Genomic DNA, 17,257 nt, shown 5'->3' on the forward strand with positions numbered 1-17,257 from the left:
GATTAACTTTTCGTATTTCATGAAAAAACCATTTGGATTTTTGATAAAATGGGGGCAGTGTAAATGAGTGGAGGGTAAAAATCATGATGGAGTCAAACATACTTCTCGTAGATGATGATCAACACATTTTAGATCTGCTTTACCTTACCTTAGAGAGGGAGCAATTTAAAAACATCTATACTGCTACTACCGGAGAGGAAGCCCTTAATCTGTGTAGATCTATCCAGCCAAGTCTTATTGTATTAGATATCATGTTGCCTGATTTTGATGGTTTCTCCTTGTGCAAAGAGATGCGAGTCTTTACACAAGTGCCTATTTTATTCTTAACTGCAAAAACAACTGATTTGGATAAATTGTCCGGATTTAGTTTCGGCGGAGATGATTATATCACCAAACCATTCAATCCTTTGGAAGTTGCCGCCCGTATTAAAGCACAACTGAATAGGCAACAATTAGTATTGCAAAATCAACCCTCTAAAAATACGATGTACGATTTTGAACGTTTTCAAATTCACGAAAAGTATGGACAACTTATTGTTAATGGGGAATCAATAATATGCCCAGCCAAAGAATTTCAACTGTTGCTTTTGATGGCTAAACATCCAAACCAAATTTTCAGCAGAAGACAGCTGTATGAAAGAATTTGGGGAGAAGATAGCTTGGGTGAAGACAGCACAGTTATTGTCCATATTCGGCGACTTCGCAAAAAAATTGAAAAAGATCCGAGCAATCCATGCTATTTAATAACTGTTCGTGGACTTGGTTATAAATTAGTCAAATCAAATGGTAGGGATAAATTATGAAATTAAATCGACGTTTAGCATGGCAGTTTTTATTTGGTCTGACATTGTCATCTTTGATTTTGCTTTTCATTATCTTTTTCTTTTCCCATTTAATTACATTGATTTTGGATTCAGTTTATGGAAAGCAAAATGCACACGTTCCTTTGGTGTACCAATTTCTATTTTTTATAATCGTTATCATTTCAGGGGTTATTGCTGTACTTGGTGTGGGATTTCTATTCGGAAAGATTTTGGGCGGTCCTCTCCTTCATATGTTGACATGGTTGCAGGTAATGGCCCAAGGTTCTTACAATGAACCGAAAGACTCCCAAGGAAAGCCGGGAAGTCAAAATAAAAGAGGAGAACTGAAAAAAACGTTTCGGATTTATAAAGAGGTTATTGCCGCCTTCCAACAACTGGCAAACATCTTAAAGCAAAATGAACAAGAGCGAAGGAAACTTGAACAGACGCGAGAAGAATGGATGACAGGGATCTCGCACGATTTAAAAACGCCCTTATCCACGATGAAAGGATATGCAGAATTACTTGCTTCACCAAAACATAACTGGAATGAAGAAGAAATCCATTCTTTTGCCGAAATCATTAAGGAACGAATTGATTATACAGAAGAATTACTCAGTGACTTTAATCTCACATTCCGTCTTAAAAACGATGCACTTCCATTAGAAAAGGAAGAAATAGATATCGTAGAGTTAACAAGAATTGCTGTCATTGATGTGGAAAATTCCCTTGAAAGCAGAGAGTATAATATTTCCTTTTCAACGGACACTGATGAATTATATTATCCAACTGATCGAAAACTGTTTAAACGAGCGCTTGATAATCTGCTTACAAACGCTATTACGCATAATCCACAGGGAACGTTCATTAATATAACAGTTAAAAAGTTAGAAAAAAATATTGGTAATCAATCTGGCGGTTTGCAAATCAAAATCGAAGACAATGGAAATGGCATGGACGCTGAAACGCAAAATCGTTTGTTTGATCGTTATTACCGTGGTAGAGATACCAATTGCCATTACAAAGGGACGGGATTAGGCATGGCCATCTCTAAGCAAGTCATCCATGCTCATGGAGGAGATATATCACTATTTAGTGCGGTCGGAAAAGGAACGGTGCTTAAAATCAGTTTGTATTAGGGCCTCATAAAAAAGGGAGAACAAAGACAGAAGTAGACGAAATCATCTGCTGGTTGACGGAATACAGCCAGGAAGCGTTGGAAGCACAACTGGAACAGAAGACGGACGTTGAGACCTTCTTTGTGGAAGCTCCCCAGCTGAATCCTTCGCGGGCGTTGATCCAAGGCGTGATTTGCGGTGTCCGTGTGGGAGAAATCCAAGAGCCAATGATGCAAGACATTCGCTATTTGGATAAACTGATCGATGAGCTGGCAAAGGGAAAAGCGATGGAGAAAATTTTGCGGAAGTAACTCGTGAAGGAAAATGCTTAAGGATTATATGTACGCTAGATGCAATATATCCCATTATAAGGGAACAAAAGAACAATCCTTGAAATAATGCATTTTTTCCTAGATGTGTTGACAATCAGGTGATAGGAGCATATGCTATTAATTGAACAACGGTTAATTAAACGGGGTGGTTTTTTGGCAGCAAGAAGAGCAGTAGATCAAGAGTTAACAAAGGAAAAGATTTTGGAAACGGCGCGTAGTCTCTTTGTATCAGAAGGATATCAACATGTCACGATGAGACAAATTGCAACATTGCTTGGATATAGTCATGGTTCGTTGTATTATCATTTCAAAAATAAAGCGGAACTGTTTTACAATATAGTTGCGAAGGATTTTACGCTTCTTAATGAAACATTGGATAATATTATAAAAGCGGATACGGATGTAGAAAATAAACTGAGAAGCATTTTGTCAGGCTATATTGAATTCGGTATCAGACGACCGAACCATTATCAGATTATGTTTCTTATACAAGATGATGACTTACAAAGTGAACTTCAACAAGAGCCAAAGATAACGTATGAAAAATTTGCCTCTGCCCTTTATATGCTGTGTGGAAGCAAAGTGACTCCGGCGATCATTTGGTCATTATTCCTGTCGTTACATGGGTTTGTTGTCCACTATTGCGGACATCCTGAACTAACATATGAAGATGTAAAGGGAATGGCAGAAGCTCATGTCCGTTTTTTAATGAAAGGGTTACTATAATTTTTTGTCATTAATTGACCAATGTTCAAATAAAAGGTGGGGGAATACAACATGAAAACGACAACGATTTTACGAATAGAGGGGTTTGTGGTGCTCGTTTTAAGTGTTTATGTTTACTTTTTCATTCTGGAATTGAATTGGATCGCGTTTGTCATTTTATTGTTAGTGCCTGATTTGTCAGCGCTTGGGTATTTGAAAAATAATAAGATTGGTTCCGTATGGTACAATCTATTTCATACCTACAGTATTCCGGTGTTCATCATCATCCCTAGTGTAGTGGTTTATAGTCCTATTTTTTTAATGATTAGCTTGATTTGGATTGCGCATATTGGAATGGATAGAATGTTTGGTTATGGTTTGAAATATCCGACCATGTTTCAAGATACGCATTTGAAACGTATCTGATACGGGGATCTTCAAAACAACCTTCCATAATCGGGTATGCTAATCGAACTACTAAAGGGATTTTTTGATAACAAAGAGATGAAATAATAAATAAAATGTGTACAAACGTTTATTTAGTGGTATAATTAACATAGAGAGATAATAAGTGCATACACTAATAAAGACCGCCCATGCTGGTGCATGGAACGGTCATAATAGACCGAACCCCATCAAGAGGGGTTAGGCAGCATTTAGGAAAAATAATCCCTCAGCGCCTCTCAAACGCATAGGAGGGGTTATTTTTTATGGTCTGACATTATAAACGCAATTAACATCCCGAAGGATATCATAAGCGTTAGTACATGTGTCATTTCCATTCGCAACACCTCCCTCCCCGGGAAGTCTCCCACCGAAGACTACCGACGAGCGACAGTGCTGCCAACCCCTCATGCGAAGCCAGTCTATTGTATTTTATTATAGCATATTGCTATCATTAATACTTTAGTTACCAGGTTATTTTTATTCAAATTTGGTAAAAAGTTTAACAACAAATAGCATCAATCATTGTTCCGTATCGGGCGTTGATCCGGAATAAAGTGTTTGTGTCAGTTGAGCTTACGTTTTTTCATGATAAGATAATAAAAATTATATCAGCGAAGGGGAAGAGTACCATGATCAAACACAACATATATACAACCAGTTTCGCAAGTGTCTATCCCCATTATGTTACGAAGGCGGAGAAAAAAGGAGAACAAAGACAGAAGTAGACGAAATCATCTGCTGGTTGACGGGATACAGCCAGGAAGCGTTGGAAGCACAACTGGAACAGAAGACGGACGTTGAGACCTTCTTTGTGGAAGCTCCCCAGCTGAATCCTTCGCGGGCGTTGATCCAAGGCGTGATTTGCGGTGTCCGCGTGGAAGAAATCCAAGAGTCAATGATGCAAGAAATTCGTTATTTGGATAAACTGATCGATGAGCTGGCAAAGGGAAAAGCGATGGAGAAAATTTTGCGGAAGTAACTCGTGAAAGGAAATGCGCATAACGTTTTTTTACGCTGGATGAGACATATCCTGTTATAATGGGATAAAGCTGTTTGGAGGAATGAATGATCATGGAAAATGGTAAGGGATGTATTAAATGTGGGAGTACGGATGCAGATAAGAAGGATGTATCGATGACCGGGTCTGGTTTGTCGAAAATGTTTGATGTCCAGCACAATCAATTTACTGTTGTGTTCTGCAACAACTGTGGGTACTCGGAATTCTATAATAAGAATAGTTCAACTGGAAGCAATGTGTTTGACTTTTTCTTCGGAGGATAAAATTTGTTTGGGCGGTGTTGCATGCCTTCAACAGGAACATTTGTAAGGCGAATCGGATGATCGCTAACGAACGGGCGCAAAGATCAGACCCACAAAGGGGGGGTTAGTTCGCGATGTTTTTTTCACGTTGGACGTTATTCCAAGTTTGTACCATCCTATTATTGATTGTTGCTGCATGGATAGCAGAAATGTTTACACACGATATAGGACAATCCGTTGCCTCAAGGAATGCAATCAGCACAACCGGAATCATGACTTATTTGTTTATGGTAGTGGTCATTGGTTTACTTAGCTTATTGATGTATTTTCTAACAAAGAAAAGCGATACCTTCTTGAAGCATCGATTATGGGAAAAAATGCATATGCTTATTCCCATGCTCCTTCTGGTATCATTGGTTGGGCTTTTTAGTTTTTTTCTGATCGACCCACTAAGTGACATGATGCAAAACCATCGCTGGGTGATATATGTCTTCTTTTACTATATTCTATTTTTGATTCTTACAACTGATTTAGCCATCATACATAAGGCAAAAAGGAATGCGGTCTCCAATGAAATGAAAGTCGTGTATTCGTTCGTTTGAACATTGCTTGGCCTTTTGATTGTTTTTATACTCTTTTTTTAAATAGGAACCGTTTAACGAAAATATTCTTCAGATCAATGAATAAAATCGTCAAATATACTGACTTTGGGCAACTATGAAGAACATGCAACAATCAAGAATTGAAGCAAGTGCGACAGAAGCAGTGAAAAGACTTCTGGTCAAAATTATTTAAAAAAGATTAGAAATAGGGTATTCTATAAGTAGAAAGTAATATAATAATAAAAACCGTTTGATGGTGGCACATCGAACGGCAGTGCAATAGCCCTTCACGGGGCGACTTCACAAACTTTATATTTTTAGTAAAAATAACCACTGTTTGCTTTTGCTGGCTTTTCAGTGGTTATTTTTTATGATCAAATGACAGGATTAGTTCATATAAAATTTAAAAACCCTCGTTAAATTTGTACTAGGAACTTTTGCTCATTTTTCAATAAATTAATATATTTTGTTTTTTCATTTATTAATTAATGTTACCTAAAAAAGAGGTTAGTTTTAGAAATATATTACCAAAATATGGAGGGTGAGTGTAGTGAAAAAAATTTTAATGAGTAGTTTAACTGTAACCCTTGTGGCTTTTATGGTATTTCCTTCAATTAGTGGAGCTGACAGTGCTGTTAATGAAGGGCAAGTGGTAGATTCGAATGAGCAGTTTGAAGTTAATGGCGTAGAATACGAACAAAAATTTATGGAAAATGAAAGCGAAAGGATTCATAAAATTACTGATGACGAAGGAACGCAGACTTTTATTACTGATAAAGAAAGTGGTAAAATAACAGTAGAAAGCAATTACTTAAGCGTGGACGAAATTAAAAAGGTGGAAGAAAAAGTAAATAAATTGGCGAATGATATTAAGGATGATATTGAGTTGACAACCGAGAATGACAATGTTGAAATTCAAAGTCCTACTGGAGATATTTCATGGTCAAGTTGGCAAACATCTACTATAACACCAGAAGATAAAACCGACGTTTCAATTGTTGCCGCGGCTATTGGCTCAGCTATTCCTAGCGTAGGTCCTATAGCGGGTCCGTTAGCTGGTATATTTGTCAATCATAACATGAGAACTGGTTATTTCTCCTATCGTATGGGTACGCAATTAGATACAGACTCTAATTATGTTAATCAATACCTTGAAACAAGAATATATTCTGATTCTGCTAGGAATAATCTAATAGGAACAGAAACTTCAGGCCCGAATCGAGTGAGAGCATATTAATAGGTTAGGTTTTTTTGAATCCCTGGAAGGGGCGATGACATGAATAATGAATCGAAATTAAAAAAAGCTTATGTTTGGGGATTGCTAATATTTGCCGTTTTTATCCTCGCAGTAATATTTGTTTTACCCCACAGATACACGTTATTCATTGGAGTTACAGGGATTGTTATCTTCTGTATCTTTAATCTATTTATTTCGTATCGATTACGACAAGTTCGCAAAGTTAGATAAAGCAAATAAAAGGGGTTGTTACACGATCAGTACCTGATTGTGCAATAGCCCTTCACGGGGCTACTTCACAAATACAAGGTAATAAAATAACCACACCTTCATTGCTTGTCAGGCTTAAGGGTGGTTATTTTTTTGATGAAATGACAACAACGCTATAATCAACATACCAAATGTTATCATCAGTGTTATGCCTTCAAACACACTCATCAAAGCATCACCCCCTTTCTAATAGATGAAAGGAACGATAAAGGGAGTGAGTCACCACCACTGAAAAGCCTTATGCACTGCTATTATTATAGCATATTTTCCTGAATATTAAGTGTATGAATGTAGGCATCTTCATCTGGATTTTCTATATAAAAATGAGTGCTCCTTTGTGTATATCAAGGTGATTCTGGCTAGATTCATGATCCAAACCGCATGTCGATGTATTGCTGATTCACCCGACCGATGGATGACGAACTTCTTCAGCAAAGTACATCTTTGTCAGGTTAACAAAATCATCTAATTGAGGACTCAGCCATTTGTTTTTGTGTAAAGCCATCTGCGTCGTTAACAGGGGCATGGATACGTCCCAATGTAATGCTGCTAATGATCCTTCTTTTAAATCCTCCGCAACTGTCATTTCCGGAAGCATAGCAATGCCTAAATTGGCAATTACGCATTTTTTGATCGCTTCAAGACTTACAAATTCAATCGTATTCTTCGGAGATGTCTGATACTCGTAAAGCTTTTGTTCAAACAGATTGCGATAGGAGCAGCCTTTCTCTGTCAATAAGATCGTTTCTTCTTGCAAATCATCCGGCTGCACAGTAGCTTTGGAAGCTAATGGGTTCGCTGGCGATGCCACTAAAATCAGTTTCTCCTGTAATAAAGGGGTGGCTTCCAAATAAGGGTGTGGTTTGTTTGTATCCATGATAAAGGCGAGATCTAATTCTCCCTGCAATAACGATGCTGTTGCGCTTTCATCCGAGTGAGCAGGTTTGAAAATCAAATGCACAAGTGGATATTTTGATTTAAATTTTTTCAGAAGTTCGGGTAAACGATAGGTGCACTGGCTTTCTTGTGCGCCTACGATAATGGTTCCTGTTTTCTCTCCTGCATCAATTGCTGTGCGTGCTTCATCCGTTAAGTGAACAATTTGGTGGGCATACCTTTTTAATTGCTTTCCAGCTTGGGTCAAAACAAGTCTCTTTCCCAGTCTCTCAAATAGGGGTGTTTCCAGATCTTGTTCTAGCGATTTGATTTGGGCAGTGACACTAGACTGTGCATATTGAAGTTTAGCTGCTGTTTTTGTGAAATTCATGGTTTCGCTTGCAACTAAAAACGTTTGTAGATATTTATATTCCATTTGTATCTCCCTCTTCTAAATTGATATTAGTGATTGATTTCATCAAAAACGCATGCCGGTATTGGATTTATCGTAATGGGTGGCATGATGTTGATGGGTATTATCTTGTTTATGGTTGTCCATTATTTTATGTCTAAAACCAATACAAAAGAAAATGCTGTTGCTTCGTCCCAACTATAAGCTGATTCTTTTTTCCTTTTCGATGAAAGGGGAAATAGAGGGTAGACCATATACATACTCTCTTCACAAAAAATGAGAAGGAAAATGGAATAGTCGAAAAAGTTGAAAAAACATATCGAAAATGGCTTAATGGATGATATAATTTGTGATATTTGGATGTTATGGTGGTGAATGATATGTTTCATGGTGATGAACGAATGATATTAGCAGTTATTGTCTGCATTTACTTTCTTTTTCTATTTGTGTTGGCTTTGTATATGAACCGGAAAACAAAAACGTATGAAGATTATAATGTTGCAGGCAGATCGGTTTCGATTGTTCCTATCATGTTAACATTCATCGGGACTGGCGTTGGTGGATCAACTTTATTAGGTTATATGGAGAATGGGTACCGATTCGGAATGGGAGAGCAATGGATCAATATCACCATGTTCTTCTCCATCATTCTTTTTGCGTCATTTCTGCTTAAGCGGGTTAGAGCCTTGGGGGAAAATCATAACATGGTCACGGTCGGAGACTATACGTCCTTGCGTTATGGCAGACAAGCTCGTATTCCAACGGTGATTAGTTTCCTGTTTTCCTATTGCGCGATGACTGGGATGCAGTTTGTTGCTATTGCGACGATACTGCATTTGACAGTCGGGATAAATGTGACGTTCGGCATTTTTGTCGGTTGGGCATTATTAACGTTGAAAACGTATCTTGGCGGATTGAAGGCTGTTATTTGGCAAGACGTGATTCACGGAAGCCTTCAAACATTGGGTATTCTATTCTTGTTTATAACAGTATTGATAGCCGCTGGAGATTGGGGCAACATTTCAGAATATGCCAGTTCTGCTAATCAAGCAGAAATGCTTAGCTTGATGAATATTGAACCAAGTGAAATTTTCATCTATTTATTGACGTTAGGGGTTTATCAATTTATTAGACAAGATCTATGGCAGCGTGTTTGGGCAGCTAAAAATGAAAAGACAGCGATGAATGGATATTGGATTTCCATGATCATTGCGGTGCTGACAGCTGTGCTTGTTGTTGCCATCGGTGTACTCAGCCGGTACGGTTTAAGATTGGAAAATATCGATCCCGTACATATTTATTATGGTGTTATTGGGGATGTTTTCCCTTTCTCCTTGGTAGTAGTGATGATTCTTGTATTATTGGCGACCGTCATATCAAGTGCAGATTCCTTTTTTATAGCAGGTTCATCCTCAATCGTCAACGATATGATCAGGCCGAATGTGAATCATTTTGATGATCGTAGGATGCTGTTTTACAGTAAGGTTTCCGTGTTGATTGTATCGATTATAGCTCTCGTGTTAGCCCTGGCTATTCCGGGGTTGGTTAACCTAATGGTGACTGGCACGGCGATGTCCGTTTCCGGTTTATTAGCACCAGTCATGTTTGGTTTGTTTTGGAAAAAAGTAACGAATGTTGCTGGTGTTGCTTCCATGTGGGGAGGTTTGGTTACAGCTGTCATTTGGCAAATTTTAGGGCATCCTTTTGGCTTACATCCGATTTTTATTGGATTACCATTATCGATAGCAATACTACTGATTGTCACGTTGTTCACGAAACAACGCCATTCAACGGACAATATGTTAACCATGGAAACGAAGTAGCATGTAACGAGTTGCGGCCTATATCTAAATTTGGCCTTTGGTATAGGGAATTCTAAGAAAATATATATTGGTTTCTTAGAATCCCTGTTCAAGCGTGCCAGTTTGTAAAAGCTATTTAGAATGATGGATACAATTTGCGTAATTCTTGGCGTGCTTCCTCTGAGAGTGATCCACCGATATCCATTAATTCAATGATGTCTTTAAAGGCTCTTTCGGGAATGGCTAAATCGGCTGTTTCTCGCGGCGAAAAGCCTAAGTCAATTTCCGCTTCCCGGCCTTCTTTTAATTTGGTAACAAAGTCAGGTTCTGTAACGAAAGGTGTGGATGCACCAACCATATCAGAAAATTGGAAGGCTTCTAGTGCCTTTTCTGGTGAGTTAATACCACCAGTAGCCATGACTGGAGTGCGACCAGCGATATGCTCATACACAACCTGGTTCATGCGTGCATCTTGCCATTTGCCTTGGCGAATCGTTTGTTTATAAATGTTCTTGCCCCAACTTGCTGTAGCTAGATAATGAATATCGGCTACTTCCATGATTCGATCCATGAAATAAAGGAAATCTTCTATACTATAACCAATCTCATTGCCTCGCGTTTCCTCCGGTGTACCTCTAAATCCAAGAATGAAGTCAGCAGGTGCTTCGTTATCAATAACTTTTTGAACAGCTTCCATCACTTCGATACCAAAACGCGAACGGTTTTCGATCGTTTCCGCGCCGTATATATCCTCACGCTGGTTGGAGAACGTAGATAAGAATGTTTGCATTAATAAACGCTGTGCGCTCGAGATTTCGACGCCATCGAAACCGGCTTTAATCGCACGACGCGTTGCATCAGCATATTGCATAATAACATGCTTAATTTTGCGTTTGGACATTGGCACAACGGTATGTTCAACCGGTGTCTTTACGTGCATCTCACTTGGCCCATAAACGACACCGAAATCTTTGAGTGATATTTTAGAGAAGCGTCCAGCATGTGTTAATTGAATAATAGCCTTAGCGCCGTCCTTTTTCATGGCTTGGGCAAGTTGCTTGAGTCCATCGATGCTACGGTCATCATCGATACTAAATCCATATTCAAACAATTGTCCATATGCTTCGATATATGCAGCGCCTGTGATTTGTAGAGGAGCTGAACGCGCGCGGCGACTTGCATAAGCCAAGTCTTCCTGTGTAACATATCCTTCTATGGTTGAAGAATTCGTAATCATCGGAGATAGGACAAAACGATTATCTAATTCAACCCCATTTGGTAGCATGATCTTTTGAAACAATGGTCTGTATTGTTCTGTTGTCTTCATTTATATTCCTGTCCACTCCCATCATTATGCAGAATTTATGAATAATTTAACGCTATCACCAATGTCAGGGAGTGTCAATGTCATATCATTCTTCTGGATACAGCGGCATGATTCCCTTTCGCTTTTGAACACTAAAGTAATCTATTCCGTTGAAGGCATATTCATGATATACTGAATAGAAGAAATTTGATAAAGAAAGAAGGGTTTATAATGAAAAAACGAGCAAATTACTTATTCGTAGAAAAAAATGATAACGTTTATACGATAAGCATGACACCTGAATTGCAAGATGATATTGGAACCGTTGGATTTGTAGAATACACAAATGGGGAGACGCTTAACGTCGATGATGCGATTTTAAATTTAGAAGCTTCCAAGACGGTTTTTGAAATGGCTTCTCCACTAGCTGGCAACATCGTTGAGCGTAATGAAGCAGCCGTAAGTGAACCAGCCCTTCTCAACTCGGCCAAACCAGAAGAAAACTGGGTAGTAAAATTAACAGACGTGGATGAAGCAGCATTTAACCAATTAGAAGAAGCGTAAGCCAACTACTGGATAGACCTATTTGTCTGTTTTCAATAGATTGGTCAATTCAATTCATAGGGGCAATAGGTCTATTTTGCTAGGGGAGTAGGATATGGACCAAGAGGCGAGATTAGATTATTTAATAGATTATTTGTGGAAAACGATTCCAAATGCGCATGAAAACATCAAGCAGCATCAAGCGGATACTGTAGAAGAGAAAATAGCGATGTTTCAAGGCCTGTGTAATATCCGGCAACCTGACCCGGTTCCAGCGGAATTTGTGAAGGTTCAAGATGCCTTCTTAACAGCGTGGAATAACGAACGTCATGTCACTTCATTGCATGATTTAGAAGCGGTTAGCCCGCAGCTTTATTTATGGCAGGGTGATATTACGAGCCTAGCGGTTGATGCGATTGTTAATGCAGCCAATAGTGAATTGCTGGGTTGCACGCGAGCAAATCATCATTGTATCGACAATATTATCCATACCCGTGCGGGGGTGCAATTGCGGTTAGCATGTAACGAAATCATTCAAGCACAAGGACGCAAAGAACCAATGGGGAAAGCGAAAATAACAAACGCTTATAATTTACCATCAAGGTATGTGATTCATACCGTTGGCCCTTTTATCGACGAGCGTGGTGTTTCCCCGTTAAAAGAACAATTACTGGCCTCGTCTTATGAAGCTTGTTTAGCATTGGCAGATCAATATCAATTGGACAGTATTGCGTTTTGTTGCATTTCCACAGGTGAATTTCATTTCCCACATCAACGTGCGGCGGAAATTGCAATTCAAACGGTGAGGGACTATGTCAGAAATACTGGATCAAAGCTTGATGTTATCTTTAATGTGTATAGCGATGAGGATGTCAACATTTATCGATCATTATTAGATGCTATTCAAAAAGACCGATGAAAATGATATCCTCCTTTTGGAATAGGTACTATTAGAGGAAGAATAGGGGAGTGTTATGCAACACGTTAATAGGTATTGGGAGACGGAGACAGTCACAAAGGAAGCTTCATTGGCACAAGCCGATGTATTAAAACAACTCATCGATGAAGCGGAGGCAATTGTCATTGGGGTTGGTGCGGGAATGTCTGCAGCAGCTGGATTTACATATGTGGGGAAAAGGTTTACGGATGCCTTCCCTGATTTTATCCGGAAGTATCGCTTCTTGGATATGTTGCAAGCAAGTCTATTTGAATTTGAGGACGAACAGGAATATTGGGCTTTCCAAAGTCGCTTCAGTTTGTTGAATTTCTTTGATCAGCCAGTGGGACAGGCGTATATCGATTTGCGACATTTGATGTCAGGTGAGAATTACCATGTTATTACGACAAATGCCGACAATGCATTTTATGCGGCAGATTTTGATATGGATAACGTATTTCGCATTCAAGGAGAGTACGGACTGTGGCAATGCTCTAAGCACTGTCATCAGCAGACATACCAGGATGAAGCAATCATTCGTCAAATGGTGCGGGAACAATCGAATATGAAGGTGCCTGCAAACTTAGTTCCTCATTGTCCGAAATGTGGAGCTGGTTTGGAAGTGAACAAACGAAATGAAGAAAAAGGAATGGTCGAAGACAGCCATTTTCATGAACAGAAAGAACGTTACGAACAATTTCTAAAAGAAAATCAGGGTAGGAAAGTACTCTTTTTGGAAATCGGTGTAGGACATACAACCCCACAATTTATTAAACATCCTTTTCAACAGATGACGGAAGAAAATGCAAAAGCGTTATTTGTGACAATGAATCAAAAAGATTACTATATTCCACATGCCATCCGTCATCAAACAGTACGAATGGATGGGAATATTGCCGAAGTGTTACATGCTAGTAGGAAGTGAATAAGGGGGCAGCAAATGTATTTAATTGAATCGAAACGTAATGGTGAATGGATTTATGATCCAGGAACGGTAATGGCCTTACAAGAATATGTGAAAGATCATATTTTCCTGGATGAGGATGTTCTATTTCCTTACATGATGCACCCAGCTGTTCAAATTGGGAAATTCCAGAATGCATACGAGGAAATTAATCAGCCCTATATGGATGAGCATGATATTAAAATCATTCGTCGAGAAACGGGTGGCGGTGCGATTTATCTCGATGATCGCAATATGAGTTTTTGCTTCTTATTTGATGGCAGCAATGATATTTATGGAAATTATGCACGTTTATATGAACCGGCTATTCGGGCGCTTGAAAAGTTAGGTGTACATAATCTGGAGTATCACGGCCGCAATGATTTGATTGTCGATGGCAAGAAAATATCCGGAGCAGCGATGACGTTGCAGCAAGGCCGCGTTTACGCCGGATACTCGCTACTACTTGATCCTAATTATGAAGCAATGGCGTCCGTTCTGAATCCAAATCATAAAAAAATCGGAGCTCATGGGATTCAATCTGTCCGTAGTCGCGTGGGATCCATCCGTTCGCATGTAGCCCCTGCGTATCAAGATATGACGATGTGGGAATTTACGGATTATATGATTTGCCAATTACTTGATATTACGGACGTTCGTGAAGCGAAGCGGTATGAATTAACACCGGAGGATTGGGCAGGCGTTGATCAAATTGCCGCTGCAAAATACAATAATTGGGACTGGAACTATGGGCGGTTTCATCAATTTGGGTATCACCTAACAAAGCGGTTTCCAATTGGAACGATTCGCATCGATTTAAGCGTTGAGCATGCTAAAATTGCCGCTATCCAAATTACCGGTGACTTCTTTGGAACAAAAGATATTAAAGAGGTAGAAGAGGCGTTAATGAGGGTGCGTTTGCGGAAAGAGGATTTATTCAGCGCATTGGAGCCGCTGGATTTGGCTTATTATTTCGGTGATTTGACAAAAGAGGACTTCGTTAGCTTTATCCTGAGTGAAAAGGCCTAAGTGCCGGGAGATAAAGAAAGAAGGATGACATTGGTTAAATTAGGGATTTTAGATTATGCACAAATGGACGAGGGTGAAAATGCCCAAGAAGCCTTACAGCATACGGTAGAACTAGCTCAATTAGCTGAGGACTTAGGCTACGAGCGATTTTGGATGGCAGAACATCATAATGTTCCTGCCTTTGCCAGTAGTTCACCGGAATTAATTATGATGCACGTAGCAAATGCGACGAAGCGTATTCGTATTGGCTCAGGTGGTGTGATGATTCCGCATTATAGTCCGTATAAAGTAGCTGAGAATTTTCGGATTCTGGAAGGGTTTCATCCCGGCCGAATTGATTTGGGAATAGGTAATACGGTAGGTACGGCCATTGTGAATCGAGTATTGAATGAGAACAAAAAGGGAGGTTTGGGCTACGAGCAGCGTATTAGAGATATAGCCACGTATTTGAGCGATCAAGTAGACGAAGAGCACCGTTTTGCAGGGATCACCGCTAATCCTGTGATTTCAACCGTTCCTCAAATGTGGGTATTATCGACAAGTGTAAAAAGTGCTAAAATGGCAGCGAAATTAGGGGTTGGATATACGTTTGGTTTATTCCCAAATGCAGGTACGGATAAATGGAATATAGGTATCCAAGCAGTGGAGGCATATCGTAAAGAATTTCAACCTTCATCGTTTATGCCGGAACCTAAAGTGTCTATTGCTCCATTTGTTGTTGTTGCCGAAACGAATGAGCAAGCAGAGAGATACGCAACGGCCTTAGATCTCTGGTTGCTCGGCAAAGATAACTTTAGTTATTTCATGGAATTTCCGTCCGTTGAAACAGCTCGAACCTATTCATATACGGAAGAAGAAAAGACAACCATTCAAAGCAATCGCTCCCGGATGGTAGTGGGTGATATGGAAGGTGTCACCGAACAATTAAAAGCATTGGTAACGCATTTCAAAGCTGATGAAGTCCTGCTTATCCCACTTATGCCAGGATTTAAAGTACGTAAAAAAGCAATGAAGTTATTGGTTGAGGCATTCCGTTAGAATTTTGGTATGCATAAGATCGCACTATCTGTTAGGTTGAAACATATGGTTTGTTGAAATCTCAGGATGTTGGTATGATACCTTACGTAACGGAGTTTTAAGTGAGGTGCATTTGTTCATGAAGAAAATACTTGCCATCCTTAGTGTCGTCATACTTGTTGGATGCAGCACGGATGATGTAAATGAAGGAGAAAGCATAGAAGATGAAAGTGGCAGTGAAGCAGAAAGTGAAAACGTGGGTGAAAATGAGCAGTCGTTCTTTGAAAATCATCGAGGTGAAATGCCGGAGCTACGTGTTGTAGAGGAAGAAATCGGAACGGATTTTGATGAGGTTCATGTACCCAACGATAATGAAGGAAGTCGCGTCATTCTTTATGAAAATGATGGCATTCCAGCATATAAATCTGTTTATATAAAAGAGGATCAACGCTTGAAAATTATTAATACGAAAGACCAAGATGAGGACGATGGTCTTATTTATGAAGCGAAGGTGGAGTAGCTAAAATGAAATTATTATTATTACATACTATAAATACTCAACCAATTTTTTAAAAATGCCATCTATATTCAAACGGTAGAATCCATTTTTGATTAATCTTACATGGATTCTTTTTTTATAATAGGCAAAAAAGTGGAGTGGTTTCGCTACGTTCAGAGCAGCATCTCCTGAGAATCGTCACTCATCGACGAAATGAAGTCCCGTTCAGAGCAGCATCCCCTGAGAATCGTCACTCAACGTCGAGATAAGTACCTATTGATAAATGGTCTCCTTCCACCAAGAAATGTACTTGTTGTGGTGAAGTAAAGTCTACGCCACTTCCATTTGACCGTAAGGGAGAATAAGTGGCGGGGCGGTTAGCTCACTCACTTTTGATCGTTGCTATCAAGGATAGAATTGAGCCGATAGCCTGGCTCCATCCTCCGACCGCATCGATACGTTCGCTATCAGACGCGTTGAGCTCCTTTATTCCAGCAATATTTTGCATGGCATTACCAATGATTTGCAGCAAGCTGCCATAGATATCATAAAAGGTGTCTTCCGTAAGTTCTTCGTTTAATGTATCTGCAAGGGATAGGCTCCCGCCTACTGCTTGAATCAGTTCTCCTTTAATGTTTAACTCGATCTCCAACTGTTCACTAACGTTTGCTAAAAATCCTACGACATTTACCAAATTTCCCGTGGACTCAACTTTATTTCCTACTTTGCTTAAAGAATATCCCTCTTCACTGTCTGCAATCAGAGCATTTCCCGTACTCTGTAAGACATTTCCCCATAAATCAAGATGATTGGAAAAATCCTCGTAAAATTGCGGGGAAATATTCTGGTTTTCTGCTGTCATCGGAGTACTGGCAACAGCGGACATTGTTGTGCCAACTGCCTGTATCCAAGCTCCAACTAACTCCTTTGATCGATTGCCCAACCATTACCCCTCCTGTTTAGCAAACTTGCTATATTGTATGTAGAAGGAGTATATTGTTTCGGGTTTACAATGATGCAGTTATTAAATATTTTTGTAAATAGGTGTGAGTTCGGATGAAGGGATCCTGTTCTACTCGAGAATGGCAATCGATGAACAAGCCCCCGGGCAACTCGCTT

The 17,257-nt window shown here is 39.4% G+C and carries 19 protein-coding genes and 2 pseudogenes; 17 read left to right on the top strand and 4 right to left on the bottom strand.

The features are described 5' to 3' along the window. Nucleotides 1–83 precede the first annotated feature (83 nt). The 9 genes and pseudogenes from KFZ56_RS02285 (at nt 84) to KFZ56_RS02325 (ending at nt 6,504) form a co-directional block, all read left to right on the top strand. Nucleotides 84–803, top strand: a complete 720-nt coding sequence (locus KFZ56_RS02285; RefSeq protein ID WP_222639978.1) for a response regulator transcription factor — start codon at nt 84–86, stop codon at nt 801–803. Beyond that, entirely contained in the window at nt 800–1,942 is a 1,143-nt protein-coding gene (locus KFZ56_RS02290) for a sensor histidine kinase (RefSeq protein WP_222639979.1), read from the top strand. The genes KFZ56_RS02285 and KFZ56_RS02290 overlap by 4 nt, the downstream gene beginning before the upstream one ends. Before the next feature lie 2 nt (nt 1,943–1,944). Then, nucleotides 1,945–2,232 (top strand): annotated as a pseudogene (locus KFZ56_RS02295) (DUF2200 domain-containing protein); the annotation flags it as partial. Nucleotides 2,233–2,406: 174 nt separating this feature from the next. After that, entirely contained in the window at nt 2,407–2,979 is a 573-nt protein-coding gene (locus KFZ56_RS02300; RefSeq protein WP_222643869.1) for a TetR/AcrR family transcriptional regulator, read from the top strand. 51 nt (nt 2,980–3,030) lie between these two features. Beyond that, a complete protein-coding gene (locus tag KFZ56_RS02305; protein WP_222639980.1) occupies nt 3,031–3,384 on the top strand; it encodes a DUF4260 domain-containing protein in 354 nt (117 codons plus the stop codon). A 650-nt stretch (nt 3,385–4,034) separates the two neighbouring features. Then, nucleotides 4,035–4,384, top strand: a pseudogene (locus tag KFZ56_RS02310) (DUF2200 domain-containing protein). Between the two features lie 92 nt (nt 4,385–4,476). Then, entirely contained in the window at nt 4,477–4,686 is a 210-nt protein-coding gene (locus KFZ56_RS02315) for a zinc ribbon domain-containing protein (protein WP_222639981.1), read from the top strand. Between the two features lie 113 nt (nt 4,687–4,799). Beyond that, on the top strand, nt 4,800–5,267 hold the full coding sequence (locus KFZ56_RS02320) for a hypothetical protein (RefSeq protein ID WP_222639983.1): 468 nt from the start codon (nt 4,800–4,802) through the stop codon (nt 5,265–5,267). 550 nt (nt 5,268–5,817) lie between these two features. Further along, complete coding sequence (locus tag KFZ56_RS02325) at nt 5,818–6,504, top strand: hypothetical protein (protein ID WP_222639984.1); 687 nt, start codon at nt 5,818–5,820, stop codon at nt 6,502–6,504. A 345-nt stretch (nt 6,505–6,849) separates the two neighbouring features. On the opposite strand, the gene KFZ56_RS19960 is transcribed toward KFZ56_RS02325, so the two are convergent. Then, nucleotides 6,850–6,942, bottom strand: coding sequence for a putative holin-like toxin (locus tag KFZ56_RS19960; RefSeq protein WP_222639985.1), 93 nt, complete (start codon nt 6,940–6,942; stop codon nt 6,850–6,852). Between the two features lie 232 nt (nt 6,943–7,174). Further along, entirely contained in the window at nt 7,175–8,086 is a 912-nt protein-coding gene (locus KFZ56_RS02335) for a LysR family transcriptional regulator (protein WP_222639986.1), read from the bottom strand. Nucleotides 8,087–8,119: 33 nt separating this feature from the next. Between KFZ56_RS02335 and KFZ56_RS02340 the strand changes: the two genes are divergently transcribed. Both KFZ56_RS02340 and KFZ56_RS02345 read left to right on the top strand, forming a co-directional pair. Further along, nucleotides 8,120–8,266 (top strand): hypothetical protein, encoded by a 147-nt coding sequence (locus tag KFZ56_RS02340; RefSeq protein WP_222639987.1) that lies wholly within the window; start codon nt 8,120–8,122, stop codon nt 8,264–8,266. A 176-nt stretch (nt 8,267–8,442) separates the two neighbouring features. Further along, nucleotides 8,443–9,885: a sodium:solute symporter family protein gene (locus KFZ56_RS02345; protein ID WP_222639988.1), complete on the top strand. Its 1,443-nt coding sequence runs from the start codon at nt 8,443–8,445 to the stop codon at nt 9,883–9,885. A 115-nt stretch (nt 9,886–10,000) separates the two neighbouring features. Here KFZ56_RS02345 and KFZ56_RS02350 read toward each other — a convergent pair whose 3' ends face one another. Beyond that, nucleotides 10,001–11,191 (bottom strand): NADH-dependent flavin oxidoreductase, encoded by a 1,191-nt coding sequence (locus KFZ56_RS02350; protein WP_222639989.1) that lies wholly within the window; start codon nt 11,189–11,191, stop codon nt 10,001–10,003. A 210-nt stretch (nt 11,192–11,401) separates the two neighbouring features. Here KFZ56_RS02350 and KFZ56_RS02355 point away from each other — a divergent pair, with 210 nt between their 5' ends. The 6 genes from KFZ56_RS02355 to KFZ56_RS02380 all read left to right on the top strand — a co-directional run bounded on the left by KFZ56_RS02355 (nt 11,402) and on the right by KFZ56_RS02380 (nt 16,159). Next, entirely contained in the window at nt 11,402–11,734 is a 333-nt protein-coding gene (locus KFZ56_RS02355) for a glycine cleavage system H family protein (protein ID WP_222639991.1), read from the top strand. A gap of 94 nt (nt 11,735–11,828) precedes the next feature. Next, entirely contained in the window at nt 11,829–12,632 is an 804-nt protein-coding gene (locus tag KFZ56_RS02360) for a protein-ADP-ribose hydrolase (RefSeq protein WP_222639992.1), read from the top strand. A 55-nt stretch (nt 12,633–12,687) separates the two neighbouring features. Continuing rightward, nucleotides 12,688–13,575 (top strand): SIR2 family NAD-dependent protein deacylase, encoded by an 888-nt coding sequence (locus KFZ56_RS02365; protein WP_222639994.1) that lies wholly within the window; start codon nt 12,688–12,690, stop codon nt 13,573–13,575. Nucleotides 13,576–13,590: 15 nt separating this feature from the next. Beyond that, nucleotides 13,591–14,622: a lipoate--protein ligase gene (gene lplA, locus KFZ56_RS02370; RefSeq protein ID WP_222639996.1), complete on the top strand. Its 1,032-nt coding sequence runs from the start codon at nt 13,591–13,593 to the stop codon at nt 14,620–14,622. 24 nt (nt 14,623–14,646) lie between these two features. After that, nucleotides 14,647–15,660 carry an LLM class flavin-dependent oxidoreductase gene (locus tag KFZ56_RS02375; RefSeq protein WP_446053746.1) on the top strand — a complete coding sequence of 338 codons (1,014 nt, stop codon included), beginning with the start codon at nt 14,647–14,649 and terminating at the stop codon, nt 15,658–15,660. A 118-nt stretch (nt 15,661–15,778) separates the two neighbouring features. Beyond that, on the top strand, nt 15,779–16,159 hold the full coding sequence (locus KFZ56_RS02380) for a hypothetical protein (RefSeq protein WP_222640000.1): 381 nt from the start codon (nt 15,779–15,781) through the stop codon (nt 16,157–16,159). Between the two features lie 361 nt (nt 16,160–16,520). Here the strand turns inward: KFZ56_RS02380 and KFZ56_RS02385 are convergent, their stop codons facing one another. After that, complete coding sequence (locus KFZ56_RS02385; RefSeq protein ID WP_222640002.1) at nt 16,521–17,081, bottom strand: DUF6944 family repetitive protein; 561 nt, start codon at nt 17,079–17,081, stop codon at nt 16,521–16,523. Nucleotides 17,082–17,257 lie beyond the last annotated feature (176 nt).

Origin of the sequence: Virgibacillus sp. NKC19-3 (assembly GCF_019837165.1) — a bacterium.
GTDB lineage: Bacteria > Bacillota > Bacilli > Bacillales > Amphibacillaceae > Virgibacillus_L > Virgibacillus_L saliphilus.

Excerpts from the sequence above, each read along its gene's own strand:
- KFZ56_RS02285 (WP_222639978.1), top strand. The coding sequence starts at position 84 with ATGATGGAGTCAAACATACTTCTCGTAGATGATGATCAACACATTTTA.
- KFZ56_RS02290 (WP_222639979.1), top strand. The coding sequence starts at position 800 with ATGAAATTAAATCGACGTTTAGCATGGCAGTTTTTATTTGGTCTGACA.
- KFZ56_RS02305 (WP_222639980.1), top strand. The coding sequence starts at position 3,031 with ATGAAAACGACAACGATTTTACGAATAGAGGGGTTTGTGGTGCTCGTT.
- KFZ56_RS02315 (WP_222639981.1), top strand. The coding sequence starts at position 4,477 with ATGGAAAATGGTAAGGGATGTATTAAATGTGGGAGTACGGATGCAGAT.
- KFZ56_RS02320 (WP_222639983.1), top strand. The coding sequence starts at position 4,800 with ATGTTTTTTTCACGTTGGACGTTATTCCAAGTTTGTACCATCCTATTA.
- KFZ56_RS19960 (WP_222639985.1), bottom strand. The coding sequence starts at position 6,942 with ATGAGTGTGTTTGAAGGCATAACACTGATGATAACATTTGGTATGTTG.
- KFZ56_RS02335 (WP_222639986.1), bottom strand. The coding sequence starts at position 8,086 with ATGGAATATAAATATCTACAAACGTTTTTAGTTGCAAGCGAAACCATG.
- KFZ56_RS02345 (WP_222639988.1), top strand. The coding sequence starts at position 8,443 with ATGTTTCATGGTGATGAACGAATGATATTAGCAGTTATTGTCTGCATT.
- KFZ56_RS02350 (WP_222639989.1), bottom strand. The coding sequence starts at position 11,191 with ATGAAGACAACAGAACAATACAGACCATTGTTTCAAAAGATCATGCTA.
- KFZ56_RS02355 (WP_222639991.1), top strand. The coding sequence starts at position 11,402 with ATGAAAAAACGAGCAAATTACTTATTCGTAGAAAAAAATGATAACGTT.
- KFZ56_RS02360 (WP_222639992.1), top strand. The coding sequence starts at position 11,829 with ATGGACCAAGAGGCGAGATTAGATTATTTAATAGATTATTTGTGGAAA.
- KFZ56_RS02365 (WP_222639994.1), top strand. The coding sequence starts at position 12,688 with ATGCAACACGTTAATAGGTATTGGGAGACGGAGACAGTCACAAAGGAA.
- lplA (WP_222639996.1), top strand. The coding sequence starts at position 13,591 with ATGTATTTAATTGAATCGAAACGTAATGGTGAATGGATTTATGATCCA.
- KFZ56_RS02375 (WP_446053746.1), top strand. The coding sequence starts at position 14,647 with ATGACATTGGTTAAATTAGGGATTTTAGATTATGCACAAATGGACGAG.
- KFZ56_RS02380 (WP_222640000.1), top strand. The coding sequence starts at position 15,779 with ATGAAGAAAATACTTGCCATCCTTAGTGTCGTCATACTTGTTGGATGC.